22 protein-coding genes and 1 tRNA gene are annotated in these 15548 nt (G+C 60.1%); 20 read left to right on the top strand and 3 right to left on the bottom strand.

The window, feature by feature from the left end; genetic code table 11:
* Positions 1–9: 9 nt before the first annotated feature.
* Positions 10–81 (bottom strand) — tRNA-Arg (locus BP869_RS11535).
* 135 nt (positions 82–216) lie between these two features.
* On the opposite strand from BP869_RS11535, the gene BP869_RS11540 reads away from it, so the two are divergent.
* Together BP869_RS11540 and BP869_RS11545 are read left to right on the top strand one after the other, a co-directional pair.
* On the top strand, positions 217–654 hold the full coding sequence (locus tag BP869_RS11540) for a dCTP deaminase (protein WP_342679812.1): 438 nt from the start codon (positions 217–219) through the stop codon (positions 652–654).
* Positions 651–1604, top strand: a complete 954-nt coding sequence (locus tag BP869_RS11545) for a DUF128 domain-containing protein (RefSeq protein WP_342679814.1) — start codon at positions 651–653, stop codon at positions 1602–1604. The genes BP869_RS11540 and BP869_RS11545 overlap by 4 nt, the downstream gene beginning before the upstream one ends.
* Here the strand turns inward: BP869_RS11545 and BP869_RS11550 are convergent.
* Positions 1597–3444 (bottom strand): tubulin/FtsZ family protein, encoded by a 1848-nt coding sequence (locus BP869_RS11550; protein WP_342679816.1) that lies wholly within the window; start codon positions 3442–3444, stop codon positions 1597–1599. The two genes, BP869_RS11545 and BP869_RS11550, sit on opposite strands and share 8 nt — an antisense overlap.
* Positions 3445–3835: 391 nt before the next feature.
* Between BP869_RS11550 and BP869_RS11555 the strand changes: the two genes are divergently transcribed.
* Complete coding sequence (locus tag BP869_RS11555; protein ID WP_342679818.1) at positions 3836–4825, top strand: 5,10-methylenetetrahydromethanopterin reductase; 990 nt, start codon at positions 3836–3838, stop codon at positions 4823–4825.
* A gap of 126 nt (positions 4826–4951) precedes the next feature.
* A complete protein-coding gene (locus BP869_RS11560; RefSeq protein WP_067048179.1) occupies positions 4952–5872 on the top strand; it encodes a galactose-1-phosphate uridylyltransferase in 921 nt (306 codons plus the stop codon).
* Between the two features lie 378 nt (positions 5873–6250).
* Here BP869_RS11560 and BP869_RS11565 read toward each other — a convergent pair whose 3' ends face one another.
* The gene (locus BP869_RS11565) at positions 6251–7093 is read right to left on the bottom strand and encodes a F420-dependent methylenetetrahydromethanopterin dehydrogenase (RefSeq protein ID WP_067048183.1); all 843 of its coding nucleotides are present in this window, start codon (positions 7091–7093) and stop codon (positions 6251–6253) included.
* Positions 7094–7226: 133 nt separating this feature from the next.
* On the opposite strand from BP869_RS11565, the gene BP869_RS11570 reads away from it, so the two are divergent.
* From BP869_RS11570 to BP869_RS11645, 16 genes are all read left to right on the top strand, one after another.
* Complete coding sequence (locus tag BP869_RS11570; protein WP_342679823.1) at positions 7227–7631, top strand: Tfx family DNA-binding protein; 405 nt, start codon at positions 7227–7229, stop codon at positions 7629–7631.
* A 579-nt stretch (positions 7632–8210) separates the two neighbouring features.
* The gene (locus BP869_RS11575) at positions 8211–9224 is read left to right on the top strand and encodes a 50S ribosomal protein L3 (RefSeq protein WP_342679825.1); all 1014 of its coding nucleotides are present in this window, start codon (positions 8211–8213) and stop codon (positions 9222–9224) included.
* Between the two features lie 7 nt (positions 9225–9231).
* Positions 9232–9975 carry a 50S ribosomal protein L4 gene (gene rpl4p, locus BP869_RS11580; protein WP_342679827.1) on the top strand — a complete coding sequence of 248 codons (744 nt, stop codon included), beginning with the start codon at positions 9232–9234 and terminating at the stop codon, positions 9973–9975.
* Positions 9976–9977: 2 nt separating this feature from the next.
* Positions 9978–10226: a 50S ribosomal protein L23 gene (locus tag BP869_RS11585; protein WP_342679829.1), complete on the top strand. Its 249-nt coding sequence runs from the start codon at positions 9978–9980 to the stop codon at positions 10224–10226.
* Between the two features lie 10 nt (positions 10227–10236).
* A complete protein-coding gene (locus BP869_RS11590; protein WP_342679831.1) occupies positions 10237–10953 on the top strand; it encodes a 50S ribosomal protein L2 in 717 nt (238 codons plus the stop codon).
* A gap of 9 nt (positions 10954–10962) precedes the next feature.
* Positions 10963–11376, top strand: a complete 414-nt coding sequence (locus BP869_RS11595) for a 30S ribosomal protein S19 (RefSeq protein WP_342679833.1) — start codon at positions 10963–10965, stop codon at positions 11374–11376.
* A 5-nt stretch (positions 11377–11381) separates the two neighbouring features.
* Complete coding sequence (locus tag BP869_RS11600; protein WP_067048209.1) at positions 11382–11843, top strand: 50S ribosomal protein L22; 462 nt, start codon at positions 11382–11384, stop codon at positions 11841–11843.
* 1 nt (position 11844) lies between these two features.
* Positions 11845–12561 (top strand): 30S ribosomal protein S3, encoded by a 717-nt coding sequence (locus tag BP869_RS11605; RefSeq protein ID WP_067048213.1) that lies wholly within the window; start codon positions 11845–11847, stop codon positions 12559–12561.
* Positions 12561–12773, top strand: coding sequence for a 50S ribosomal protein L29 (rpmC, locus tag BP869_RS11610; RefSeq protein WP_067048215.1), 213 nt, complete (start codon positions 12561–12563; stop codon positions 12771–12773). The genes BP869_RS11605 and rpmC overlap by 1 nt, the downstream gene beginning before the upstream one ends.
* Positions 12770–13045 (top strand): ribonuclease P protein component 1, encoded by a 276-nt coding sequence (locus tag BP869_RS11615; RefSeq protein ID WP_300164663.1) that lies wholly within the window; start codon positions 12770–12772, stop codon positions 13043–13045. Before rpmC ends, BP869_RS11615 begins: the two co-directional genes overlap by 4 nt.
* A 10-nt stretch (positions 13046–13055) precedes the next feature.
* A complete protein-coding gene (locus BP869_RS11620; RefSeq protein ID WP_067048220.1) occupies positions 13056–13376 on the top strand; it encodes a 30S ribosomal protein S17 in 321 nt (106 codons plus the stop codon).
* A gap of 1 nt (position 13377) precedes the next feature.
* Positions 13378–13776 (top strand): 50S ribosomal protein L14, encoded by a 399-nt coding sequence (locus BP869_RS11625; protein WP_342679839.1) that lies wholly within the window; start codon positions 13378–13380, stop codon positions 13774–13776.
* An 11-nt stretch (positions 13777–13787) separates the two neighbouring features.
* Complete coding sequence (gene rplX, locus BP869_RS11630) at positions 13788–14153, top strand: 50S ribosomal protein L24 (RefSeq protein WP_067048227.1); 366 nt, start codon at positions 13788–13790, stop codon at positions 14151–14153.
* Positions 14154–14876, top strand: a complete 723-nt coding sequence (locus BP869_RS11635) for a 30S ribosomal protein S4e (protein ID WP_342679842.1) — start codon at positions 14154–14156, stop codon at positions 14874–14876.
* Positions 14876–15385: a 50S ribosomal protein L5 gene (locus tag BP869_RS11640; RefSeq protein ID WP_342679844.1), complete on the top strand. Its 510-nt coding sequence runs from the start codon at positions 14876–14878 to the stop codon at positions 15383–15385. The genes BP869_RS11635 and BP869_RS11640 overlap by 1 nt, the downstream gene beginning before the upstream one ends.
* Positions 15385–15543, top strand: a complete 159-nt coding sequence (locus tag BP869_RS11645) for a 30S ribosomal protein S14 (RefSeq protein ID WP_342679846.1) — start codon at positions 15385–15387, stop codon at positions 15541–15543. Before BP869_RS11640 ends, BP869_RS11645 begins: the two co-directional genes overlap by 1 nt.
* Positions 15544–15548: the final 5 nt, after the last annotated feature.

A 15548-nucleotide genomic window follows, 5' to 3' on the forward strand; every position in this document is an offset into this window, starting at 1 on the left:
TCTCAAAAACGGACCCAGCGGGAATCGAACCCGCGTCCCTGGGTTCGAAGCCCAGAAGGATGTCCTCTACCCCATGGGTCCAGAGCAACCGGAGCGTCGGCGTCGTCCATTCACGGGCCGCAAAACTCCCGATTTAGAAGGAAATGGATGAATTGTACAGTGGTATATATCATATCACAAGTTATTAAGCATTTTCGAGAACCATCCCTATAGAATATGATCCTCTCTTCCGCTGAGATCCGGTCCCGCCTCGGAGCAGACAATACAGAGACGCGGCTTGTCATCACCCCCTTCGGCGACGCCTCCCTCCAGCCCGCCTCGTACGACCTCCGGGCAGGCGCCGACATCTCCCTCCCTCCCGGAAAGTGCACCCTCGTCCCGAGCCTTGAGCACGTGGAGATCCCGGCGGACGTCGCCGCCACCCTCAGGTGCCGGTCCAGCTACGCGCGCCGCGGCCTCCTCCTCGGCGGTGGCTTCGTCGACCCCGGCTTCCGGGGCCAGCTCACCCTCTGCCTCACGAACATGGGCGAGGAACCGGTCCAGCTTGCGGTCGGCGACCGCGTCGTCCAGATGATCCTCCATGACGTCGGCGACGGCGCAGGCACCTACAATGGACGGTACCAGGACAGCACCGGGGTGGTCAGGGCACGATGAGCGGGATCAGGACAGAGAGGAAGTGCATCGAAATCCTCAGGCTCCTCAAGGAACACCCCGAGCCGATGGGGGCGAAACGCCTCTCCGAACTCATGGCCGAGCATGGCTTTGTCCTCTCCGACCGTGCCGTCCAGTACTACCTCCGCTCCCTCGACGAGATGGGCTTTACCGAGAAGATCGGAAACCGGGGGCGTATCCTCACGCAGAGCGGCATCGCCGAGATAGAGAACGCCCTCGTCGGCGAACGCATCGGCTTCGTCATCTCCAAACTCGAAAGACTCGCCGTCAGGACGACCTTCGACCCCCGGAGCGGCACCGGCGACGTCGCCTACAACCTTTCCATCGTCCCTGACGCCGAAGTCGACCGGGTCAGGAAAGCCTTCGACGCCGTCATCGCCGCAGGGTGTGGGTTCTTCGACGCCTACGGCATCACCAACAGTGACCCCCGCATACCCGCCGGCCATACAGGCTTCATGACCGTCTGCTCGGTCACGATGGACGGCGTCTTCCAGAGACAGGGCATCCCCGTCGAGATGAAATACGGCGGCAGGATCGCAATCAGCAAGGACGAACCGACGCAGTTCCTCGACCTCCTCGCGTATCGCGGCACAAGCATCGACCCCCTCCAGCTCTTCATCGCCGCCGGCCTCACCTCGGTCCACGCCTATGTCACGGCCGGCGACGGCATCGCCCTTGCCAACATCAGGCAGGTACCCCTCCCCGCACAGGACAAAGTGGAGGAGATCGTCGCGACCATGCGGTCGGTCGGGTTCGTTTTCCCTCTCACGACCGGAGAAAAGATCTTTAACCTTCAGAGAGACCCGTATCGCCTCTCCATCGCCTCGTTTTCCGGCATGAACCTCATCGCCCATGCCGTCGAGGAGGGTTGTTCCATCAGGACCGAAATCGGGGCCGGGAACATCCCCTTCTCCCGGATCACGTCTATGTGATCCAGTCGATGCTGTCCTGACTCTCTTCTTCTTCCTCGTCCTGTTTTTTGGTCTCCGGGCCCGTGATCTTTCCACGCCCGGGCTCGATCTCCTTCGGCGTCTGCTTCGGGGCCAGGTGCATCCCGCCCCTCAGGACATCGTCGATCGGCCGGGTGCCCGGATCATTCAGGAGCACCGCATCCTTCCCCAGGAGGTCGTCCTTCGCCTTCTTCACGACCCATTTCAGGCTGACCTTCTCACCGGAGAGGACATCGTCCTTTGCCGCCGGGATCGCCTCGACCCTGAAACCGGTCTCCTCGATCTCCTTCGGTTTTTTCACGGCAGAAAACGTCCCCCCGATCCCGAGAGCGGAGTCCTTCGGAGCCTGGGGAAGACCGACCGAGGTCATCCTGGTCATATCCCCGGGAGTCTGTTTCTTCGCGCCGGGCACCACCACGGCCCCCTCGTCGCCTCCGGTTTTTTTCAGATGATCGCTGGAGAGGTGGATCCGGAGTTTCCCGTCTTCTCTTTCCTTCTTCCTCTTCTGTCCCGCGATCGCGATCATGTCGTCCTTTTCTTCGGTCATCTCCATCCCACCTCCTCCCGGTGCAAGAGGATCTTTTCCGGAGTACCCCGTGAAAAAAGCTGCCTCCGCTTCAGCATCTTCATCGAAGTCCGCGGGCCTCTGCCCCCTGGCCTCGACCGCCGCTTCCCTGGCCGCTTCTTCCTCCAGTTCCTGCCTGTACTCTTCCCTGTGGACCTTCAACTCGTCGATCCGGGGTACATTATGCACGCCTGACAGCACGATGATGATCCCGACGAAGCGGGTGTTTTTGATCGGGTAGTCACCCGAACGCATCTCAAGGCCGGCGATGCTCCGGTCGATCCACTTCCTGACCGTGACAAATCCCCTGATGCTCAGCTCTCTGTCAGGCCCGGCAATGAGGACCAGCGCCTTTTCGGCACTCGTGAGGTCGCACGGCACGGATATTTCCTCATATACCGCTTTCTTTGCGAGGGAGACGATCCTTGCCGCCCTCTTCTTGGACCCCTCCATATAATTGCGGGCCGAGCTCCACCGTGTCAGAAATTCGAGAGGGCCGAGGGGGAGACGCTCGGCAGCGTAGCCGACGGCCACGATCCCCATACCACTAAGGGTGTTGAGCACCTCCCCGGCGTCAAGGACGAGTTCGCCCACATCAAGGCCTGTTTCATTGAACTCCCCTGCACGCAGAAGGAGCCCGATCCTCCGGGCGACCTCGTCGTTCAGCAGGGAGTACATCATGCGGGGGTTCATGAAGGAGCCCCTCCTTCCTGCGATCTTCGACGATAACCCGGTCCGGCCCGACTCGTCCCCAGAGCGGATCCGTCCCGCCCAGGTCTCGTTGTCGAAGACGATCGTGCCGTCCACCAATCCGGCGATCATTTCCAGATCGTCTGCGGCCTTGGCGGCCCGTTTTATTCCCTCATCCCTGCACGGCAGGGTGACCACAGCAAATATCGGCTCGACGAAGGACTGGCGTAACTGCGGGATGATCTGAGGGAGGGTATCGATCATTGTCCCCCCAAGACCCGTGATCACCATGATGGCATCGATCTCGACGGTGTCCACCTTCTGGATGCAGGTCATCACCTCTTCGATGTCGACGACCGTCTCGACATCGAAAGTGAAGGACGGATCGATCGGCGGGAAGAATAACTTGGACTCCTCGGGAAGGTGCTCAAGCTGGATAAGCGTATTGGAGTCGTAATCGATCACGAGTGCGTTCATGCAGAGGACCTTGCTCCTCCGGTCGTGATCGTAGAGCCTGTCCACGATCCTGCTGCCTGCACCCCCCAGTCCTATTGCCAAGACCCGCATGTATTCTCTCTCCACCCCGTTTCGGGCGGGCGGCACCCTCCGTCACCGGTCGGTCTGCCCTGTGCCTGACCCGCATACCGGGAACACGTTTTCCCCCCCTCTGCATCGCACCTTTCTGGAAAAAGAATGGATGCCTGATGCGTGCCCCCGGATCATTCGCGGACGGCGGCCGGGTTCCGGTTGCGTACTCTCTTGGGTATTTGTGCTGATGATCATAAATACTTCTCTTTTGGCATTTCGCCCGCTCCTCCGCGATAAGGAAACAGTTGAGGCACTATATCCGTTTGATACCCCAATCTCTGGTAAGAAGGGTTTATTTCCCTCTCTTCTCAGGGCAAATGATAATACTTTTATCTTTGTGCGATAACTACTCTCTCTGAGGTGAAATGCCTTGAGTTATGGAATTGAATTTGTGCCAGGCAACATTAACGTCAAGCAGGTCGTGAACTACGTCAAGCTTGCCGAGTCCAAGGACATCGACTACGCGTGGATCACCAACCACTATAACAACCGTCACTGCTACCCGACCCTCGCCATGATCGCCGCGAACACCGACTCGATCAAGATGGGCCCGGGTATCATGAACACCTTCACCGACACCCCGGCGGCCATTGCATCCTTCATGTGCACGCTGGACGAGATCTCCGACGGCCGTGCAGTCCTCGGTATCGGCCCCGGCGACCTTTCGACCCTTCCGAAGCTCGCGATCGCAGGTGGAAAGCCGGTCGCCCGCCTGAGAGAGGGTGTCACCCAGATCCGCCGCCTCTGCAGCGGTGAGGAGATCAAGAAGACCGGTGAGATGGAGTTCTTCGACTACGACGGTGCCAAGCTCACCGGCGTCCAGCTCCCCGGCAAGAAGGGTATCCCCGTCTACATCGGTGCTCAGGGCCCCAAGATGCTCGAGCTCGCCGGTGAGATGGGCGAAGGTTCCCTGATCAACGCCTCCAACCCGAAGGACTTCGAGATCGCCATCCCGATCATCAAGAAGGCTCAGGAAGCCGCAGGCCGGAAGAAGCACGATGTCGGTGCGTACACCGCCATGTCCATCGACCAGAACGAGAAGAAGGCCCGCAACGCCGCAAAGATCGTCGCCGCCTTCATCGCCGCGGGCTCCCCGCCGGCACTTCTCCAGCGCCACGGACTTGACCTGAACAACGTCGCCAAGATCAAGGACGCCCTCGGACGCTTTGACTTCAAGGCGGTCGGCGGCCTCGTCGGCGACGCCGAGATCGACGCCTTCACCATCGCCGGTACCCCGGACATGGTCAGGCAGAAGTGCGACGACCTCAAGGCGGCCGGTGTCACCCAGATCATCTTCGGGTCCCCGCTCGGCCCCGACATGACCAACTCGATCCGCCTCCTCGGCAAGTACGTTGTCTGAACCCGACTGCAGGTCTCCTGCAGCAATATTTTTTGGGGGATATCCCTATCCTCCATTTTCCATCCACCGCTAACGCCTCAAAGAGGTGCTTTTATCACGTCCTCACCCCTACCGGAGGATGGAGGTATGTTTTCCGTCGACGAGTATGCGGGTGGCAGGATTCAGGTCCGCCGGGAGGCCCTGACCGGAATCGCGTCGCGCATCTCCCCCGAGCGGATCGGCCGGAACCTCGACCTGCCCTATGCCGGTGCGCCTTCTGGAGACTGTCCCTTCTGTCCTGATCGTGTGGAACGCGAGACCCCCACCTTTACCGACGGCACCCGGATCCTCCGGGGCGAGAGTGTCACCTTTCCGAACCTCTACCCTTTTGCCGACTGGCACCTCGTGACCGTCATCACCCGTGCCCATACCGTCGAGCGCTTTACCGTCGACCAGGTCGCCGATGCCCTCTCTGGCCTGCTGGACGGGGTGAAGGGACGGGGAGGTTACATGTCGCTGAACTGGAATTATCTCCCCTCTGCCGGTGCGAGCATCGCCCACCCCCATCTCCAGGGCATCGCCGACCCCTGCCCCACCTCCCTCCAGGGCCGGTACCTCGCGGCGAGCCGGGCATACTGTCGGGAGCACGGCCGGTCGTACTGGGCCGACTTCATCGAAGAGGAGGCCGCCACCGATCGTTTCCTCTTTGAAGACGCGTTCCCCTGGTTTGCAAGTGCCGTGCCGATTGGAGAGCGCGAGGTGCGGGGCATCCTGCCGGCCTCCTCCCCCGCCGATATCGGGCCCTGCATCCGCCCTCTGGCGCGGGGGATCCTGCGGGTCATCGACTGTTATCGCTCCCTCGGCACGCGCGCCTTCAATATGGCCCTGTACTGCGGGACACCCGACGATGCCGACTCTTTCTCCGCCGTCTGCTCCATCATCGCGCGGCTCAACCCGAACCCGTCTTCAATGACAGACTCGGCCTTCATGGAACGCCTCCACTTCGAGCCGGTGGTGATGACCCTCCCCGAGGAGTTCGGCCGGTACTTCCGGGAGAATGGGTGCTGAGGGGGATGCCCGACGGCGAGGCGCAAAACCCTCTGGCTTTCGAGATATCCGGGGGCTGCGACCGAAGGGAGCATGAGAAGACCATCAGGTCTTCGAGGTGCGAGTGTCAGCGAGTTTGAGAAAGTCGAAGACTTTCGATGCAGTCCCCCGGCTCAGATTGTGGGGAAGGCAGTAGGTCGGCGCTCTTCACTGAGGAACTACTCGAAGATCTGCCGTCCGTGGCAGTTCGGAGATCTGCTCGAACAGGATATCTCTGATATCCTGTGTTAGACCTCGATCTCGATAGAGAGAAATGTCCTGCCCCCTGGTCCCTGCGCGCCGACCCTCCGGTCACCCGTCTGGCCGCGAAAAAAAGGAGAAAAAAGATTTTGTGAGTATTCACTCGGGCTTGGAGATGAGTGTGGTCTTGGAGACGATGACGCCGTCCTTCTTGTGCGGCTTGCGGATCACAGCGTCGGTGGCCTTCTCCATCTCGCGCGCCTCGTCGCAGAGGACTGCGGCCTGGCGCATCATTTCGTGGGCAGAGCAGACGATCGGGACGTAGTTCTCGAATCCCTTCGTCATGAAGCAGCCCTTGACGTTGACGCCGGCGACCGCCTGAGCGATCTCGTAGGCTGCGCGGGCCTTTGCGAGGGCGTACGGGTTCGAGAACTCGCCGTCGACCGCCTTGTCGGAGTTCATGACAACCTTCGGGAGGACGAGGTCTGCACCCTTCTTGCCTTCCTTGACCTGGTCGATGACCTTGTCAAGCTCCATCTGGAGCTTGCGGAACGCGCCGGTAAGGGCGAGGACCTTGACGAGGTTGCCGTTGTAGTCAGCCATCTCGATGGGGTCGAGGAACTCGCGGCGGGCACCGATCATGGAGTCGGCCTTCATGATGATGTAACCGAAGGCGCTCTCCTTGAGTGCGGCGAAGTCGTCCTTCTTCGTGGTGATGTCGTCGGTGATGACAATGCACGGAATACCTGCCTCAGCGAGGGACTCGCGGGCACCTTTCGGACCCGGAAGGACACCGTTCGGGGAAACGACAATGCAAAAGTCAGGGACCCACGCCTTCATGGTGCTGACGACACGGTCGATGTCCTCGGGCTGGAGCTTGGTGCCGGAGGTGGCCATAAAGGTCTGCATGTCTTCACGGTCTGCACGCTCATCAAGGAGCAGTTCTGCCATCACGCCGCTGGCAATGTTGCCCAGTTTTGCAATTCCTACTTTAACTACCATCTATACACCTCTCAAATTAGAGAACAGACATAGTATCGGCGAAATCTGATATAAAGATTGTGAAAGCCTGTCTGTTCCGGTCGTGCGATGTTAAATGATAGTGTTTAAGTCATAGTATGTTAAGTTATATCCAATGAAACAGGGGCTCCTCACCGACAGACAGAAGGAAGTACTCCGGTACCGCAAGACCGGCCTCACCCAGCAGCAGGTCGCCGACATCATCCAGACCTCGAAGGCAAACGTCTGCACCATCGAAAAAGCGGCGTATGAAAACATCGAAAGGGCAAAAGAAACGCTTGAGTTTCTCTATACCCTCGACTCCGAACATCTCTGCACCATCAAATCCGGTACCGACCTCATCGAAGCGACCACCCTCATCTTCCAGGAAGCCGAAAAACTCGGGATCAAGGTGAAGTACAACACCCTCGAACTGATCAACAGGATCCACGACTCCAACCCGAGCCGGTTCAGGGCCAGGTACGTCCGCGAGGACGTCGAGGTTTACATCAATAGAGAGGGCGACCTCTTCTTTGGCTGACCCCTGGACCTCCCCACGTCCCGGAGAATACGGGAAGATTTATATTCGTTTCCGGGGAATAATTAGAGAACCGGAGACGATGGTATCCTGCGCAACCGGGCACAGAATAATGGCCACATGGTGGTAGAGTGGCCATTCTGTAACCGTTTGGCGGATAATACTGCCGGTCCCCCCGACAGGGGACGGGCATGATGCCCCGGCTGCCCCTCCAGGGGGCATAACCGAGAAGGACTAGAGCAGTCCCAAGGAGAAGACAGACGCTGGATCTGATCCGTGCGCCGGGCCTCCGTCAGTGCAGACGAGCCCTGCCGGCATATGCCGGCGTGCACAAGATCAGGATCTCTTCGCGAGACGAGGTATTCTGGTGCACACCAGAATGATCTCCACACTGGAGACCACACGCGGCACATCACTCCCGACACCACCACAGCAGGAGCAATACCTGTTGTGCGGAGAGCGTGCCTGATCGTCATCCCCCCGGGGATACGGGCGTTGTGGTCCCGTTCGCAAGTGTTTGTACAGTCCTGGCGGAAACCTGGGAATCTCGGAGAGAACCAAACGCAGAGGATTGATTAGAACATGCCGAACGTACACAGACCACGCAGGGGTTCGCTTGCCTACAGCCCGCGCAAGCGGGCAAAGAGCCAGGTACCGAAGTACCAGGCCTGGCCCAGGCACGATGGCGAGCCCATGCTGCAGGGTATTGCAGGGTATAAAGTAGGTATGACGCACGTCATCATGGTGGATGACCACAAGAGCAGCCCGACTGAGGGACGGGAGATCATGGTCCCCGTCACCATCGTCGAGGTGCCGAAGGTGAAGGTCGCCGCCGTGCGCGCATACGCCACTGACAGCTATGGTCGGCACCCGCTGACCGAGGCCTGGGCCGAGGAACTCGACCCCGCCCTTGCGAAGCGGATCACCATGCCGAAGGAACACGACCGTGAGGCCGTACTCAAGGCGATCCAGGACGGCGTCGCCACAGGCAAGGTCACCGAGATCTTCGCCCTCGTGTACACGCAGCCCGCCGCAGTCACCAGTATCCCCAAGAAGGCTCCCGAACTGATGGAAGCCCGGATCGACGGTGGCTCCATGGCAGAGCGCCTCGCCCTCGCCACATCACTCCTCGGCAAAGAGGTCGACCCCCTGACCCTCGTCAGCGAAGGGCAGTATGTCGACGTCACCGCCGTTACCAAGGGTAAGGGCACCGAGGGCCCGGTCAAGCGCTGGGGCATCATGGTCAGGAAGAGGAAGCACTCCCGTGGCGGCAAGAAGCGCCACATCGGCAACCTCGGCCCCTGGAACCCGCACCACGTCCGGTGGCAGGTCCCGCAGATGGGTCAGATGGGCTACCAGCAGAGGACCGAATTCAACAAGCGGATCCTCAAAGTCGGCACCGACGGTTCCGAAGTCGTGCCGGAAGGTGGTTTCCTCCACTACGGCTTCGTCAAGAACCCGTATGTCATGATCAAGGGTTCGATCCCGGGTCCGGTCAAGCGTCTCGTGCGCATCCGCCCGGCGATCCGGCAGGGCGAACACGCTGTCAGGGCACCGTCTGTGAACTATGTCAGCCTTGAGAGCAAGCAGGGGTGAAGAGCGGATGAAAGCAAATGTCAGATCAATCGACGGTTCCGTCGTCCGTGAAATCGAACTCCCGTCTGTCTTCGACGAATATTACCGGCCCGACCTCATCAAGAGGGCCGTGCTCTCTATCCAGAGCAAGCGGTTCCAGCCCCATGGCACCGACCCGCTTGCCGGCATCAGGAGTTCCGCGGTCGGCTGGGGATCAGGACGCGGCGTATCGCATGTGCCCCGTCTCAAGAACGGTTCGAGAGCAGCAAAGGTCCCGCAGGCCAAGGGTGGCCGTGCAGCACACCCGCCAGTCGTCGCGAAGATCCTCGCGCTGAAGATCAACAAGCAGGAGAAGTGGATGGCCCTGCGGTCGGCAATCGCCGCAACCGCGATCTCCGACCTCGTTGAGATGCGTGGTCACCTCTTTGACGGTGAAGCCCCGTTCGTCGTGGATGAGAGTTTCGAGGCAATCGAAAAGACTGCCGACGTCATCAAAGCCCTCTCCGTGCTCGGAGTCTACGCCGATGTCGAGCGTGCAAAGGACAGCAAGAAGGTCCGTGCAGGCCGCGGCAAGACGCGTGGCCGCCGGTACAAGAGCCGCAAGAGTGTCCTGATCGTCACCGGTGACGAACCCCTGCGTGCAGCGCAGAACCTTGCCGGTGTTGAAGCCGTCAGCATCTACGACCTCGACGTCGAAATGCTCGCGCCGGGTACCCATGCCGGTCGCCTGACCATCTGGTCCGAAAGCGCTCTCAAGAGGATGGAGGACTAAATATGGTGCTCAGAAATCCGTATGTTACGGAAAAGGCGATGATGATGCTCGAGAACGAGAACAAGATCCAGGTTCTCGTGCACAACAACGCCTCCAAGGACGATATCAGGCGCGCCATAGAGAAGACCTTCGACCAGAAGGTTGCCTCTGTGCGGACCGTCATGACGATGAAGGGCCAGAAGAAGGCTATCGTCGGATTTGAGAGTGAAAAGGCCGCCGAGGAGATCCTCAGCCGGCTCGGCGTCATGTAAGGTGGTGGAGATGGGACATAGAATTATCCAGCAGAACCGCGGTCGCGGAGGCCCAACCTACCGGGCACCGTCTCACAAGTACAAGGCCGAGCTGAAGCACGCGTGCGGGTGCACCGAGAACGTGAACGGACGGATCCTCGACATCGAGCACGACCCGGCACGTCACGCCCCGATCGCCCTCGTCGAACTCGCTGAAGGGAAGAAGATGTACATGCTCGTTACCGAGGGCATGGGTATCGGCGACGAGGTCGCATGGGGTGCCGAAGCCAAGATCCAGAACGGCAACACCCTCTCCCTGAGAGACATCCCGATCGGTGCCTTCGTCTGTAATATCGAAGCCCGGCCGAGCGACGGCGGCAAGTTCGTCCGTGCGAGCGGTGTCCAGGCAATGCTCGCGGCAAAGTCCGGCGGCAGGGTCGCCGTGCAGATGCCGAGCGGCAAGCAGAAGTGGTTTAACGAACTGTGCATGGCCACTATCGGCATCGTTGCCGGCGGCGGCCGCAGCGAGAAGCCCTTCGTCAAGGCCGGTAACAAATATCATAAGATGAAGTCGCAGGCCCAGAAGTGGCCCAGGTCGTCCGGCCTGAAGATGAACGTCATCGACCACCCGTTTGGTGGCGGTGGTCACCAGCACTGTGGCAGACCAAAGACGGTTGCTCGCGGCACATCTCCGGGACGCAAGGTCGGAAGTATCGCTGCCCGCAGGACTGGCAGGACAAAGAAGTGAGGGGATTGAATGGCAAAGAAAACGCAGAAGCGGCTGCCAAGACGGCGTGAGGAATTCACCTACCGGGGCTACACGATCGAGCAGCTCCAGCAGATGGGAACAAGCGAGCTTGTCCCCCTCATGCCGGCCAGGGCACGCCGGAAGGTTAACCGCGGGCTTGCACGGGACCATGAGGGCCTCCTTGCGAAGGTGCGGGCAGGCGACGAGGGTATCCGCACGCACCTGCGCGACATGATCATCATGCCCGAGATGATCGGAAAGACGATTGAGATCCACAACGGCAAGGAATTTGTCGCCGTCGAACTCCAGCCAGAGTCGGTATTCCACTACCTCGGTGAGTTCTCGCTCACCAGAAGGAGAGTATCCCACGGCACGGCCGGTATCGGTGCGACCAGGTCCTCCAAGTACGTACCCCTGAAGTGATGGCAATGGCACGAATCGGATATTCAATGCAGATCGAGGGTGAAAACCTCGCCCGCTCCAAAGCGAACGAGGTTTCCGTCTCTCCGAAGCACTCCATTGAGATTGCCCACTTTATCAGGGGCATGAAGGCGGATGCGGCCCTCGAGTACCTCGAGGCCGTCGTCGCGAAGAAGAAGGCGATCCCGTTCAAGCGCTTCAACATGGACGTGGCGCACAAGAAGGGTCTTGTCGGCTGGGACGCCGGCCGGTACCCGGTCAAGGCAGCCGGCGAGTTCATCACCCTGATCAAGGCGGCACAGAAGAACGGCGAGTATGCCGGGCTTGACGCCAGAAAACTCGTCATCATCCATGCCATGGCCAACCGCGGCCGTAGCACGCGCGGTGTCTTCCCCCGTGCAATGGGCAGGGCAACGCCGAAGATACGCGAGAGCGTCAACATCGAACTGATCCTCAGGGAGGTGGAGTAAGATGGCAATTGAGCGGAAATTCGTCAGTGAAGGTGTCACCAGGGCCCGTATCGAGCAGTTCCTCGCCCGAGAACTGAAGCGCGCCGGCTACGGCGGCATGGACATCGTCCGCACCCCTCTCGGCACGCAGATCACCATCTTCGCCGAGAAGCCGGGTATCGTCATCGGCAAGGGCGGCAAGCTGGTACGCCAGCTCACCCAGGACCTTGCCACCAACTTCAACATTGAGTCCCCGCAGGTCGAAGTCCAGCAGGTGGCAAACCCGAGCCTGAACGCTCAGATCATGGCCGAACGCCTTGCCACCGCCCTTGAGCGTGGCTGGTACTTCAGGAAGGCCGGGCAGAGCACCATCCGCCGGATCATGGATTCCGGTGCACTTGGTTGCGAGGTCATCCTCGCCGGCAAGCTGACCGGTGCTCGTTCCCGTGTCCAGAAGTTTATTCAGGGCTACATCAAGCACTGCGGTGAACCCTCAGAAACGATCGTCGAGAAGGGCTACGCCGTTGCGATCAAGAAACTTGGCATCATCGGTGTCCGGGTCATGATCGTTCCGGGCGACGCCAAGCTCCCCGACAGTTTCGAAGTCCTTGAGCCGAAGGTCGTTCCGAAGGCCGCGGCAGAAGAGGTCGAAGCACTCGCCGATCTCGGCGACGACGTCGATGCAGAACTTGCTGAGTTCCCCGAGGCTCCTGAAGCCGAATTTAAGGAGGAACAGTAATGGCGATCTTCCGGGCACATGAGGTCCACCAGCTCTCCGACGTGGAGCTGGCCGAGCAGCTCTCAAAGCTGCAGCTCGATCTGATGCAGGGCCGCGGCAAGGTCAGTGCGGGCGGCGCCCCGGAAAACCCGGGGCACATCCGCGAGGTGCGGCGGACCATCGCCCGCATCCAGACCGAGCAGAACGCACGGGGGGCCGGTAAACAGGCATGATCACAGCGCAGACCCTCCTCTGGCACGAACTGATCGGGCTTGCAGTCTCTGTGGTGAAGGCCGGGAACCCCGCATATGTAGGGATCTCCGGCCCGATTATGGATGAGACTCGCAATATGCTGGTGATCCTCACCCCGTCGGGAACCAAAAGGGTGGAGAAGAAAGGCTGTGTCTTTCTCTTCACCCTCCCCGGGGGAGTTCGCGCCGAAGTGGACGGGTCTGCCCTTGTGGCACGACCTGAAAAACGGATCAGCATGCGCAACAAGAGATAGAGGATAGAGAATGGCGAGAGATATTGGGTTAAACGTCCCTGTTCCTGAGAAGGAATGCAGCGACGTAAATTGTCCGTTTCACGGCACCCTGCCGGTGCACGGCCAGGTGATCACCGGCAAGGTCGTGAGCGACCGTATGAATGGGACGGTGGTCGTCGGACGTGAGTACCTCCACTATGTGCGGAAGTACAACCGTTACGAGAAGAGGTCCTCCAAGTACCACGCCCACCTGCCCCCGTGCCTCACCCTTGCGGTGGGCGATACGGTAAAGATCGCCGAGTGCAGGCCCCTTTCCAAGACAACCAACTTCGTCGTGGTCGAGGTGATCTGAGATGAAGGCCAAGTTGTCCAAGATCCCGCGCTCGGTCGCAACCGGAACCAAGCTCGTCTGTGCCGACAACACCGGTGCACGCGTCGTCGAGATCGTCTCGGTCGATGGCTACCACGGTGTTCGGAGGAGACAGCCGAAGCTCGGTGTCGGCGATGTGGCGACTGTTTCAGTCAAGAAGGGCACGCCCGACATGCGGCGCAAGCTCCTCAAGGCAGTCGTCATCAGACAGAGAAAGGAGATACGCCGGCCAAGTGGCCTGCGTGTTGGATTTGATGACAATGCCGTCGTGATCGTCGACGAACGCGGCGAACCGAAGGGCACCGATATCAAGGGTCCGGTCGCCCGTGAGGTCGCCGAGCGTTTCCCGAAGATCGGCTCGACGGCAACGATCATCGTGTGAGGTGTTGTGTAATGGTACGGATTGCAAGTAAGCAGCCCAGGAAGCAGCGCAAGGCGCGCTACAACGCACCCTCACACCAGATGAGCATGTTCCTCTCGGCACCCCTTGCGAAGGAACTGCGTGAGGTGTACAAGAAGCGCACCGTCCGCGTCGTCACCGGTGACACCGTGAAGGTGCTCCGCGGCGACCACGCGGGGACCGAAGGTGTCGTTGACAGCGTGCACGCGAAGACTGGAGCCCTCCAGGTCCATGGCGTGACGGTCACCAAGACCGATGGGACCGAAGTCCCGCGGCCGGTGAACGCCTCGAATGTCATGGTGACAAAGCTGAACACCAAAGACCCGCGCCGGGTGGCGAAGCTGGAGGAGAGGAAGTAAATGTCATATCACCTGAAGAGACTGACAGCGCCGACGTCCTGGCAGATCGCAAAGAAAGAGGAGACGTTCATCACCAAGACCTGTCCGGGCCCGCACCGTTCCGGTGCTCTCCCGGTCGCCGTCTGGCTCCGTGACAAGATGGGGCTTGCCGGCAACATGAAAGAGGTCAAGCGGATCCTCGGCCAGCGCCAGATCATCGTCAACGGCAAGGCAGTCACCAACCCGAAGATCGGCCTCGGGATCTTTGATATCATCTCCATCCCGAAGATGGACAAGCACTACCGGATCCTGATGAACAAGGCCGGCCGCCTGGTCTCGATCGAGATCGACGCCGAAGCCGCAAAGACCCGGCTCTGCAAGATCGCGGACAAGACCACCGTCAAGGGTGGAAAGGTCCAGCTGAACCTCCTGTACGGTGCAAATGTCCTTGCCGACAACACCTACAAGCCGAAGGACTCGATCGTCCTCACCCTCGAGGGCGAAGAGCGCTTCACGATCGTCGACCACTACCCCTTCGCCGTCGGCAACATGGCGATGGTCATCGGCGGTCAGCACTCCGGCAGGATCGGCAAGATCACCGAGATCCGGGTCTCCCCGGGCAGCACGCCGAACCGCATCGCCCTTGAGGACGAGAATGCGGTTGCATTCGAGACGATCGAAGAGAACGTCTTCATGATCGGTCGCGAGACCTCTGCAGTTGCTGAATGGGGGATTGAGGCCTGATGACGAACCCGATGCAGGAACTTCACATCGCCAAAGTTGTCGTCCACATGGGCGTCGGCGAAAGTGGTGACCGGCTCGTCAAGGGCGAGACCATCCTCACGGAGATCACCGGCGGAAAACCGGTCCGCTCCATTGCGAAGATGACCCAGCCGGCTTTCGGAGTCAGGAAGGGCGCACCTATCGGTACGAAGGTGACCCTGAGAGGCAAGAAGGCTGTTGACTTCGTCGAGACCGCTTTCGGGATCATCGAGAAGAAGATCGCGGGCCGCGCCTTCGACAAGGGGGGCAACTTCTCCTTTGGTATCGAAGAGCACACCGATTTCCCGGGTCAGTCCTATGACCCGCAGATCGGCATCTATGGCATGGACGTCAATGTCGTCCTTGAGAAGCCCGGTGTCCGGATCGCCCGCAGGCGCGTCGCATCGCGTAAGCTCCCCTCAGGCCAGCGTGTCTCCCGTGAAGAGGCGATGACCTTTGTGCAGGAGCACTACGGAATGGAGGTGCAGTGATGGCAGACGAGGAAAGTAAGAAGAAATTCGGACGCGGCGCAAACAAGTGCCAGATCTGTGGCCGGAAGCAAGGCCTTGTCAGCAGGTACAACATCATGTTCTGCCGGCAGTGCTTCCGTGAGTGGGCGTCGAAGATGGGCTTTAAGAAGATGAACTGAGGTGG

Origin of the sequence: Methanofollis sp. UBA420, from assembly GCF_002498315.1 — an archaeon.
Classification (GTDB): domain Archaea; phylum Halobacteriota; class Methanomicrobia; order Methanomicrobiales; family Methanofollaceae; genus Methanofollis.

What these genes read in the sequence shown, in the direction of transcription:
- BP869_RS11635 (WP_342679842.1), top strand. Translation starts at nt 14,154, where the DNA reads ATGTCATATCACCTGAAGAGACTGACAGCGCCGACGTCCTGGCAGATC.
- BP869_RS11595 (WP_342679833.1), top strand. Translation starts at nt 10,963, where the DNA reads ATGGCAAAGAAAACGCAGAAGCGGCTGCCAAGACGGCGTGAGGAATTC.
- BP869_RS11605 (WP_067048213.1), top strand. Translation starts at nt 11,845, where the DNA reads ATGGCAATTGAGCGGAAATTCGTCAGTGAAGGTGTCACCAGGGCCCGT.
- BP869_RS11585 (WP_342679829.1), top strand. Translation starts at nt 9,978, where the DNA reads ATGGTGCTCAGAAATCCGTATGTTACGGAAAAGGCGATGATGATGCTC.
- rpmC (WP_067048215.1), top strand. Translation starts at nt 12,561, where the DNA reads ATGGCGATCTTCCGGGCACATGAGGTCCACCAGCTCTCCGACGTGGAG.
- BP869_RS11560 (WP_067048179.1), top strand. Translation starts at nt 4,952, where the DNA reads ATGTTTTCCGTCGACGAGTATGCGGGTGGCAGGATTCAGGTCCGCCGG.
- BP869_RS11565 (WP_067048183.1), bottom strand. Translation starts at nt 7,093, where the DNA reads ATGGTAGTTAAAGTAGGAATTGCAAAACTGGGCAACATTGCCAGCGGC.
- BP869_RS11625 (WP_342679839.1), top strand. Translation starts at nt 13,378, where the DNA reads ATGAAGGCCAAGTTGTCCAAGATCCCGCGCTCGGTCGCAACCGGAACC.
- BP869_RS11545 (WP_342679814.1), top strand. Translation starts at nt 651, where the DNA reads ATGAGCGGGATCAGGACAGAGAGGAAGTGCATCGAAATCCTCAGGCTC.
- BP869_RS11540 (WP_342679812.1), top strand. Translation starts at nt 217, where the DNA reads ATGATCCTCTCTTCCGCTGAGATCCGGTCCCGCCTCGGAGCAGACAAT.
- BP869_RS11600 (WP_067048209.1), top strand. Translation starts at nt 11,382, where the DNA reads ATGGCACGAATCGGATATTCAATGCAGATCGAGGGTGAAAACCTCGCC.
- rplX (WP_067048227.1), top strand. Translation starts at nt 13,788, where the DNA reads ATGGTACGGATTGCAAGTAAGCAGCCCAGGAAGCAGCGCAAGGCGCGC.
- BP869_RS11575 (WP_342679825.1), top strand. Translation starts at nt 8,211, where the DNA reads ATGCCGAACGTACACAGACCACGCAGGGGTTCGCTTGCCTACAGCCCG.
- BP869_RS11640 (WP_342679844.1), top strand. Translation starts at nt 14,876, where the DNA reads ATGACGAACCCGATGCAGGAACTTCACATCGCCAAAGTTGTCGTCCAC.
- BP869_RS11615 (WP_300164663.1), top strand. Translation starts at nt 12,770, where the DNA reads ATGATCACAGCGCAGACCCTCCTCTGGCACGAACTGATCGGGCTTGCA.
- rpl4p (WP_342679827.1), top strand. Translation starts at nt 9,232, where the DNA reads ATGAAAGCAAATGTCAGATCAATCGACGGTTCCGTCGTCCGTGAAATC.
- BP869_RS11550 (WP_342679816.1), bottom strand. Translation starts at nt 3,444, where the DNA reads ATGCGGGTCTTGGCAATAGGACTGGGGGGTGCAGGCAGCAGGATCGTG.
- BP869_RS11570 (WP_342679823.1), top strand. Translation starts at nt 7,227, where the DNA reads ATGAAACAGGGGCTCCTCACCGACAGACAGAAGGAAGTACTCCGGTAC.
- BP869_RS11620 (WP_067048220.1), top strand. Translation starts at nt 13,056, where the DNA reads ATGGCGAGAGATATTGGGTTAAACGTCCCTGTTCCTGAGAAGGAATGC.
- BP869_RS11645 (WP_342679846.1), top strand. Translation starts at nt 15,385, where the DNA reads ATGGCAGACGAGGAAAGTAAGAAGAAATTCGGACGCGGCGCAAACAAG.
- BP869_RS11590 (WP_342679831.1), top strand. Translation starts at nt 10,237, where the DNA reads ATGGGACATAGAATTATCCAGCAGAACCGCGGTCGCGGAGGCCCAACC.